Genomic DNA, 6390 nt, shown 5'->3' with positions numbered 1-6390 from the left:
CCCTCCTCCGGCTCCGCCCGCCAGGATCGCAAGACCGGCGGGCGCACGCCCATCTCGGCCAAGCTGGTGGCCAACCTGATCACGCGCTCGGGCGCGGATCGGGTGCTGACGCTGGACCTGCACGCCGGCCAGATCCAGGGCTTCTTCGACATCCCCACCGACAACCTGGTGGCCTTCCCGGTGATGGCCGACGACATCAAGCGGCGCTTCGACGGCTACGCGAACGATCTGATGATCGTCTCGCCCGACGTGGGCGGCGTGGTGCGCGCGCGCCAGCTGGCCGACCGGCTGAACGCGGACCTCGCCATCGTCGACAAGCGCCGCCCCCGCGCCGGCGAGAGCGAGGTGATGAATATCATCGGCGACGTGCGGGGCCGCCGCTGCGTGCTGTTCGACGACATCGTCGACACCGCGGGCACCCTCTGCAACGCGGCCGAGGCGCTGATGAAGGAGGGTGCGGAGTCCGTGTCGGCCTATGTCAGCCATGGCGTTATGTCGCACCCCGCCAGCCAGCGCGTGGCGAAGTCGGTGCTGACCGAGCTGGTGACCACCGACACCATCGAGGGGTCTGAACTGACCAAGGATTGTGAAAAGCTACGCCGTGTGAGTGTCGCGCCGCTGATCGGTGAGGCGATCCGCCGTATCGCGAACGAGGAGTCGGTCTCTAAACTCTTCGATTAGGCGAAATCCTTTAGACCCTGGCGTCATGGTCAACGGATGGTTAAGCACATCGCCTCATCGTCGCGCCACCGATCTTCGCCGCATATGGCAAAGCTTCTGCGTATCTTGGAAGGCCATCCAATGCTTTGCGCTCCCCATGCCTTCAAGGCGTTCCTGGTCGCCGGCGTCGCCGCGTTCGGCCTGAACCTCGCCAACGCCGAGATGGCCGCCGCCCGACCCAAGCCCGAACCGATCGCGCTCGCGCCGCCGCCGCCCCCGGTCGCGCCGCCTGTGGTGCTGTCCACCCACGCCCTGCAGGACGCCAGCGCCTTCCGCGCCTACGTCAAGCACACCGAGGCCCTGACGGCGGGCTTCACCGACGGCGGCGGGGTGGAGCAATCCCTGGCCGTGGGCGCGGCCTACGAGTCGGCGCAGTTGTCGCGCGGGGCCATCGCCTACGCCGCCCTGCTGGCCCTTCAGGATCCGACCTTCGTCGCCACCCTGCACGGCTACGCGCTGGACCCCGCAGGGCGTCACGCCCTGGTCCAGCAACTGGTGCAGGACCCGCGCTATGTCATCGCCTTCCACGGCGCCGACAGCGCCGCCGGGATCATCGTCGCCACCATGGGCGGCGACACCGGCCGGATGTTCGACGTGGCGGCCCAGATCAAGCAGTCGGCCTATTCGGTCCAGCACTCCGCCTGGTCCAAGACCAAGGTGACCAACCCCAGCGACCGCCTGGCCCAGATGAAGACCCTGTCCGAGTCGCTGATGAGCCCGGCCCCCGACGATGTGGAGCAGCTCAAGCTGGCCATGAACGGCGGCGCCGACGCCCAAGCGGCCCAAGTGCTGGCGGTGAAGGGCGTGGCCATCCAGGGGCCCTATGCGCCGGTGGTCGAGCGTGGGCTGGCGCTGGCGGCGGTCGCGGTCCTGGGCGAAGCGGGCGACGACAACGACGCCACGGTCCAGGCCCTGACCTCGGAGCCCACCGGCGGCGCCTGCCTGCACATGGCCAAGCTGAACCTGTACCAGTGCCTGGCGGTGGCGGTGCCCTGGTACGAGGATATCTTCTGCCTGGGTGAGCACGCGCTGCACGAGACCGCCCAGTGCATCTCCAAGGACGCCGCCACACCCGATCAGATTCAACTCGCCCAGGGCCTGCCGGTCACACCGGTCGTCGTGGCGGTCGCCGCGCCGCCGCCTGTCGCCAAGACCATCGCCGCCAAGTCCACCAAGGCGCGGCGTCGCCGCCACAAGACGGAGTGATTCCGTCCCGGAAACCTTCGCTTGGTTGAGCGTGATCGGCGCCTGCTTTCGGCGATCACGCTCTAGCCGTTGCAAGATCGGGCGGGATCGTGTAGTTCACCGCCCTCCTATTTACGGGTCCGATTAAGCCGCGCCCGGGGCTCTCCCGGCCTGCGCGGCGATGTCGTTTTCAGAAGACAAGCCAATGGCCGACATCGAACTGAACGTTGAAGTGCGCAAGACGGTCGGCAGCGGCGGCGCCCGCGCCACGCGAGCCGAGGGCAAGGTCCCCGGCGTGCTGTACGGCGGGCCGCTCGGCCCCGTGCCGGTGGCGATCAGCGCCAACGCCTTCCGCAAGGCGCTCTACACCGGCAAGCTGCTGGGCCACCTGTTCACCCTGCGCCATGGCGACGAGACCCAGTCGGTCATCGCCAAGGAAATCCAGTTCCACCCGGTCAGCGACGCGCCGGTGCACTTCGACCTGTTCCGCGTCGACGAGCACCAGCTGATCAAGATCGCCGTGCCGGTCCACTTCCGCAACCAGGACGCCAGCCCGGGCCTGAAGCGCGGCGGCACGCTGAACATCGCCCGCCACGAAGTCGAGCTGATGGTCCGCGCCGACCACATCCCCGAGGAACTGGTCGCCGACCTGACCGGCCGTGAGATCGGTGACACCATCCGCTTCTCCGACCTGGAACTGCCCAAGGGCGCTTCGCCGGTGATCACCGACCGCGACTTCACCGTCGCCACCGTGGCCGGCACCTCGGCCCAGATGTCGGCCGACGCCGCCGTGGACGCTTCCGAAGCCTCCACGGAAGGCTGAGCCTTCAATGGCGCGTAGCCTAGGCTGCGCGCCAGAATGGCTTGAGGCGATCGGGTCATGCTGATCCTGGCCGGCCTGGGCAATCCGGGCGTCAAGTACGCCAACAACCGCCACAACATCGGCTTCATGGCCGTGGACGAGATCGCGCGCCGCTGGTCCTTCGGGCCGGAACGCACGAAGTTCCACGGCTTGGCGGCGGAGGGGACCATCCCGACCCCGTCGGGCCCGGTCAAGGCGCTGGTGCTCAAACCCCAGACCTTCATGAACGAGAGCGGTCGCTCGGTGGGCGACGCCATGGCCTTCTACAAGCTGACCCCCGCCGACGTGGTGGTGTTCCATGACGAACTGGACCTCGCGCCCGGCCGCTTCCGCATGAAGGCGGGCGGCGGGGCTGCGGGCCACAACGGGCTTCGCTCCATTTCCGGCCGGATCGGTCCCGACTATCGCCGCGCCCGCCTCGGCATCGGCCATCCGGGACACAAGGACCTGGTCCTCAACTACGTCCTGGCCGACTTCTACAAGGTCGAGGAGCCGCGGGTGGAGGCGCTCGACCGCGCCTGCGCCGACGCCGCGCCGATGCTGGCCGAAGGCGAGGACCTCAAATACCAGAGCGAGGTCTCCCGCCTGGCCCCGGCCGAAAAGCTCGACGCCCGCTCCGCCAGCCGCGAACGGTTGGGGCGGTGAGCCGCCCCCCCTTCGACAAGCGCGACGGCAGGCGGTAGGTAGGCGTCGCGAGCGCCCGCCAGCGCCCACAGACATTTCATTCGCCGTGCCCCAAGCCCTTCGAGGGACGAGGCGCACCTCCACCGGAACTCCAAGGACCCCAATGGCCCTGAAAGTCGCGATCGTTGGCCTGCCGAACGTCGGCAAGTCGACCCTGTTCAACGCGCTCACCCAGACCGCCTCGGCCCAGGCCGCCAACTATCCGTTCTGCACCATCGAGCCCAACGTGGGCGACGTGGCGGTGCCCGAGCCGCGCCTGGACAAGCTGGCGGCGGTGGCCAAGTCCAAGGAGATCATCCCCGCGCGGATCAACTTCGTCGACGTGGCCGGTCTGGTGCGCGGCGCGTCGAAGGGCGAGGGGCTTGGCAACCAGTTCCTGGCCAACATCCGCGACTGCGATGCGGTGGCCTTTGTGGCCCGCTGCTTCGAGGGCGGCGACGTCACCCACGTCGAGGGCCGGGTCGATCCCATCGACGACCTGGAGATCATCGAGACCGAATTGATGCTCGCCGACCTGGAGAGCCTGGAGAAGCGCAAGGACAACCTGGAAAAGCGGGCCAAGGGCGGCGACAAGGAATCGGCCAAGACCTTTTCCCTGGTCGTCCTGGCCCTGGAGCAGCTCAACGCCGGCCGTCCCGCCCGCGCCGCCAAGGTGCCGGCCGAGGACGAGAAGGCGTGGAAGATGCTGCAGCTGATCACCTCCAAGCCGGCGCTGTACGTCTGCAACGTCGAGGAAGAGGCCGCCGCCGATGGCAACGCCCTGTCGGCCAAGGTGGAAGAGCGTGCGACCAAGGACGGCGCCAAGTCGGTGGTGATCTCGGCCAAGATCGAGAGCGAGATCGCCCTGCTCGACAACGACGAGCGCGCCGAATTCCTGGAGACCATCGGCCTTGAGGAGCCGGGTCTGAACCGGATGATCCGCGAGGCCTACACCCTGCTGGGCCTGCAGACCTATTTCACCGTGGGCCCGAAGGAGGCGCGCGCCTGGACCATCCCGGTCGGCGCCACTGGCCCCCAGGCGGCCGGCGTGATCCACACCGACTTCGAGAAGGGCTTCATCCGCGCCGAGACCATCGCCTATCCGGACTACATCGCCCTGAACGGCGAGGCGGGCGCGCGCGAGGCGGGCAAGATGCGGTTGGAAGGCAAGGAATACGTGGTGCGCGACGGCGATGTCATGCACTTCCGCTTCAATACCTGAGCGCGTTCCCCCGAGAAGAAGATCGGCTCAGTGCTTGGGGTCGAAGCTGCGTTCCTCGCGCCAGGCGCCGGCCTCTTCCTGGATGCGCAGGTGGCACTGGTGGCCGCGATGGGCGGCCTTGGCGATGTGGTCGCGGGCCACGGCGATGGCGCTATCGCGGTTCTTGTGTCCGCTCTTGACCACGCCGCCGTGCTCGACGCCCCAGCCGCCGCGCTGGCGAACGACATAAAAGACGAGATGCTCCAAGGGCGGCCTCCTCCGGATATGCGCGTGATGGTGACTGCGGCAGAATAGCACGGTTTCGCCGCGAACGGAGTCCCCGAACGCTAGCCACACGCCGAGGTGAAGCTTAAAACGCAGGCATGAGCCACGCCTTCGTCACCCTGAACTCCAAGATCGACGATGCGGAATTCTCCGCCTTCCACGTGCAGCCCAAGGGACCGCGCAAGGGCGGGGTGATCGTGCTGCAGGAGATTTTCGGGGTCGACAGCTACATCCGCCACGACGCCGAACGCTGGGGCTCCATGGGATTCGAGGTGCTCGCCCCCTCGCTGTTCGACCGGTTCGAGCCGGGCTTTGTGGCCGAGCATACGCCCGACGGGGTGCAGGCCGGCTTCAAATACCTCCAGGCCCACCGGATCGAGGACGCCATCGCCGACATCGAGACCTGCGTCGACTATCTGCGTCCGCGCGGGCCGGTGTTCGTGGTCGGCTACTGCTACGGCGGGTCGCTGGCCTACCTGGCGGCGTGCAAGATCGAGGATCTGGCCGGCGCCTCCGCCTATTATGGCTCGATGGTCCCCAAGCACGCCCACGACAAGCCGCGCTGTCCGACGATCTGCCACTTCGGACGGCAGGACCAGCACATAGCGCTGGAGGGCGTGGCGGCGTTCTCAGCCCATCGGCCCGATGTGCCGGTGCATCTGTACGACGCGGGCCATGGCTTCAACAACGACGGCGCGCCCGCCCACAACCACGCCGCCGCCAAGTTGGCCCGTCGGCGGACGCTGGAGCTGTTCGACGCCAACGGCGCGGGCTGATGGGCGAACGGGTCAGGCTGACCAACGCCTCGGACGGCTTTGTCTTCGAGGCCTATCACGCACCGACCGCCGACGCCCGGCGCGGCGGCCTTGTGGTGCTGTCCGCCATCTGGGGGGTGACGCCGCATATCCGCAAGTTGTGCGACGGCTATGCCGAGGACGGCTACGAGGTCCTGGCGCCGTCGCTGTTCGATCGTTTCGAGCCGGGCTTTCCGGACGCCGATGTCGATCCGCCGGCCCTGGAACGCCGCCAGGGCCATGTCGAGCGGATGGGGCGGGGCGAGGCGGCGCTGGGCGACGTGCAGGCGGCTGTGGCCGCCCTGGCCGCGCCGGTGTCGCTGATGGGATTCTGCGTCGGTGGTACGATCGCGTGGCTCGCGGCCTGCCGGCTGGAGGGACTGAGCGCGGTCGCCAGCTTCTACGGCGGCGACGTGGCGCGCTTCCGGCATGAGGCGCCGCTATGTCCAACCCAACTCCACCTCGGTCGCGCCGATCCGCTGATCCCGTCCCAGGACGTCGAGGCCATCGTCGAGGCTCAGCCCGAACTGCCGGTGTTCCTGTACGACGCCGGCCATGCCTTCGTGGCCCCCAGCGGCTACGTCGAGGACGCCGCCCGCCTGTCGCATCTGCGCACCCTGCAGCTGTTCCACCGCGCCAGCGGGGCGAAGGGCGAGGGCGGCTGAGCGATCCAGGGAGGA

At 68.3% G+C, this 6390-nt stretch carries 8 protein-coding genes; 7 read left to right on the top strand and 1 reads right to left on the bottom strand.

Annotation, left to right across the window (positions count from 1 at the left end; all coding sequences use genetic code 11):
• The 5 genes from GSQ87_RS02445 to ychF all read left to right on the top strand — a co-directional run.
• Window positions 1-681, top strand: a 681-nt coding sequence (locus GSQ87_RS02445; protein ID WP_254062706.1) for a ribose-phosphate pyrophosphokinase, incomplete at its 5' end; no start/stop codon positions are given.
• Window positions 682-801: 120 nt separating this feature from the next.
• The gene (locus GSQ87_RS02440; protein WP_158912968.1) at window positions 802-1926 is read left to right on the top strand and encodes a hypothetical protein; all 1125 of its coding nucleotides are present in this window, start codon (window positions 802-804) and stop codon (window positions 1924-1926) included.
• Between the two features lie 184 nt (window positions 1927-2110).
• Entirely contained in the window at window positions 2111-2728 is a 618-nt protein-coding gene (locus GSQ87_RS02435; RefSeq protein ID WP_158912967.1) for a 50S ribosomal protein L25/general stress protein Ctc, read from the top strand.
• Between the two features lie 57 nt (window positions 2729-2785).
• On the top strand, window positions 2786-3412 hold the full coding sequence (pth, locus tag GSQ87_RS02430) for an aminoacyl-tRNA hydrolase (protein ID WP_158912966.1): 627 nt from the start codon (window positions 2786-2788) through the stop codon (window positions 3410-3412).
• 142 nt (window positions 3413-3554) lie between these two features.
• Window positions 3555-4652 carry a redox-regulated ATPase YchF gene (ychF, locus tag GSQ87_RS02425; RefSeq protein ID WP_158912965.1) on the top strand — a complete coding sequence of 366 codons (1098 nt, stop codon included), beginning with the start codon at window positions 3555-3557 and terminating at the stop codon, window positions 4650-4652.
• Between the two features lie 27 nt (window positions 4653-4679).
• On the opposite strand, the gene GSQ87_RS02420 is transcribed toward ychF, so the two are convergent.
• Entirely contained in the window at window positions 4680-4898 is a 219-nt protein-coding gene (locus GSQ87_RS02420; protein ID WP_158912964.1) for a DUF2188 domain-containing protein, read from the bottom strand.
• Window positions 4899-5014: 116 nt separating this feature from the next.
• Here GSQ87_RS02420 and GSQ87_RS02415 point away from each other — a divergent pair, with 116 nt between their 5' ends.
• Together GSQ87_RS02415 and GSQ87_RS02410 are read left to right on the top strand one after the other, a co-directional pair.
• The gene (locus GSQ87_RS02415; protein WP_158912963.1) at window positions 5015-5692 is read left to right on the top strand and encodes a dienelactone hydrolase family protein; all 678 of its coding nucleotides are present in this window, start codon (window positions 5015-5017) and stop codon (window positions 5690-5692) included.
• Window positions 5692-6375, top strand: a complete 684-nt coding sequence (locus GSQ87_RS02410) for a dienelactone hydrolase family protein (RefSeq protein ID WP_158912962.1) — start codon at window positions 5692-5694, stop codon at window positions 6373-6375. The genes GSQ87_RS02415 and GSQ87_RS02410 overlap by 1 nt, the downstream gene beginning before the upstream one ends.
• The last annotated feature ends 15 nt before the right edge of the window (window positions 6376-6390 follow it).

Source organism: Caulobacter sp. S45, assembly GCF_009765965.1.
Taxonomy (GTDB): Bacteria; Pseudomonadota; Alphaproteobacteria; order Caulobacterales; family Caulobacteraceae; genus CAHJWH01.
Note: the sequence above shows the minus strand (reverse complement) of the source record. Positions and strands in the feature narration are given on the sequence as shown.

Bases quoted from the DNA above. Each gene is read 5' to 3' on its own strand.
- GSQ87_RS02440 (WP_158912968.1), top strand. From the start codon at position 802: ATGCTTTGCGCTCCCCATGCCTTCAAGGCGTTCCTGGTCGCCGGCGTC.
- GSQ87_RS02435 (WP_158912967.1), top strand. From the start codon at position 2,111: ATGGCCGACATCGAACTGAACGTTGAAGTGCGCAAGACGGTCGGCAGC.
- pth (WP_158912966.1), top strand. From the start codon at position 2,786: ATGCTGATCCTGGCCGGCCTGGGCAATCCGGGCGTCAAGTACGCCAAC.
- ychF (WP_158912965.1), top strand. From the start codon at position 3,555: ATGGCCCTGAAAGTCGCGATCGTTGGCCTGCCGAACGTCGGCAAGTCG.
- GSQ87_RS02415 (WP_158912963.1), top strand. From the start codon at position 5,015: ATGAGCCACGCCTTCGTCACCCTGAACTCCAAGATCGACGATGCGGAA.
- GSQ87_RS02410 (WP_158912962.1), top strand. From the start codon at position 5,692: ATGGGCGAACGGGTCAGGCTGACCAACGCCTCGGACGGCTTTGTCTTC.